At 65.3% G+C, this 372-nt stretch carries 1 protein-coding gene; it reads right to left on the reverse strand.

Going from position 1 to position 372, the window contains the following annotated elements:
- A partial coding sequence (locus tag AC1D0P_RS31980) for a hypothetical protein (protein WP_477680396.1) occupies window positions 1-372 on the reverse strand: 372 nt, incomplete at both ends.

The raw sequence follows: 372 nt of genomic DNA on the forward strand, positions 1-372 counted from the left end.
GGCCTGCGGCATCCGGTCGAGCCATTCCTTCGGCCGGTCCTCGATCGGCAAAGCCAGCATTTCGGCGAGCCGGCCGGTCGTATCGTAGGCAATGCCGTGCACCATCTCGAAGGATGAGTCGGTCTCAACATAGGCCGCGGCCGAGGTGGCCATGAAGCGCTCCGGTGGCGTCCGCCCCGCCTTGGCGTCGGCGACCGCCTGTTCCAGGCCGACGCCCCTGACACGGATCAGCCATTGATCACCGGCAAACTGCCCGGCATTGCCGATGGCAAAGCCCATCGCAAAAACACCGAGGCAAGCAGCTATCGCACGCCAGCGCCGGCGGTAGAGCGCGATCAGCAGCCGGATCAGAATCCACAACGGTATGGCCAC

It is taken from the genome of Polaromonas sp. P1_G2 (genome assembly GCF_056405515.1).